The organism is Psychromonas algicola, assembly GCF_004378355.1.
Taxonomy (GTDB): domain Bacteria; phylum Pseudomonadota; class Gammaproteobacteria; order Enterobacterales; family Psychromonadaceae; genus Psychromonas.
Genome location: NZ_SNUB01000092.1, coordinates 1 through 532, shown reverse-complemented (window position 1 = coordinate 532; position 532 = coordinate 1). Strand labels below are relative to the sequence as shown.

The 532-nt window shown below is 46.1% G+C and carries 1 protein-coding gene; it reads right to left on the bottom strand.

Translation table 11 applies throughout. The features are described 5' to 3' along the window. On the bottom strand, nucleotides 1–532 hold a 532-nt coding region (locus E2R67_RS16490; protein ID WP_134292024.1), incomplete at both ends, for a cadherin repeat domain-containing protein.

Below are 532 nucleotides of genomic sequence, written 5' to 3'. Positions count from 1 at the left end.
TGACTTCACCTGTCATTGAATCAATGGCAAATGCATTCGCATCTGCACCACTTAAACTGTAGCTAATGTTATTTTCATCCGTTGCGGTAACAGTATAAACAACTTGATATCCACCACTGTTTTCATCAATAGCGGCTAACGTCGTGCTAGACGCACTTGTTCCAGAGATAATGGTGGGTGCTGTTTCATCTACATCATTGATATCCAATGACACCGCTTGCTCTGACTCATTACCCGCTTCGTCTGTGGCAACCACATTAAAACTGTAGCTAGATTGAGTTTCATAATCCGGATCAGCAGTTAACGTCACGTCACCTGTTATGGAATCAATGGTAAACAGGCTCTCGTCGTCATCAGACAAGCTGTAAGTAATCGCGTTATCGTCAGTTGCCGTCACCGTATAAACAACTTGGTTTGCACCACTGTTTTCATCGATTGCCGTGGCCGTTGTTCCAGAGGTGATTTCTGGTGCGGTTGTATCTGGCGTTGCACTTGAGCCAGAGCCAGAATCGGAACTCGAAACCGCCGCCCC